This window comes from Paraburkholderia sp. RL18-085-BIA-A, assembly GCF_046027075.1.
Classification (GTDB): domain Bacteria; phylum Pseudomonadota; class Gammaproteobacteria; order Burkholderiales; family Burkholderiaceae; genus Paraburkholderia.
Window position 1 is genome coordinate 1 of the sequence record NZ_JARESU010000646.1, and the last position, 384, is coordinate 384.

The 384-nt window shown below is 56.8% G+C and carries 1 protein-coding gene; it reads right to left on the reverse strand.

All coding sequences use genetic code 11. The features are described 5' to 3' along the window. A partial coding sequence (locus P0D89_RS54225; RefSeq protein WP_408371571.1) for an NAD-dependent epimerase/dehydratase family protein occupies window positions 1-384 on the reverse strand: 384 nt, incomplete at both ends.

Genomic DNA, 384 nt, shown 5'->3' on the forward strand with positions numbered 1-384 from the left:
CTCGCCGTCGAAGCCGATCACGTCGCAGACCAGACGAGCCAGCGCCGCGATGGTGATGTCTTTCCCGGTCCCGACGTTGAAGACCCCGCTGTTCGTATCATTGCGCAGCAACGCAAGGACTGCTGAAGCAAGATCGTCGACATGCAGAAACTCGCGGCGCGGTGCTCCTGTTCCCCACACGACCATCGAATCCTGTTTGTTGACCTTGGCCTCATGAGCCTTGCGTATCAAGGCCGCCAGAACGTGTCCTTTCTCGAGGTCGAAGTTGTCATTAGGGCCGTAGAGGTTGGTCGGCATGACAGAGAAATAGCGCATTCCGAACTGGCGATTGTACGCATCGCACATTTTCAGCCCGGCGATCTTCGAGATCGCGTAAGACTCATT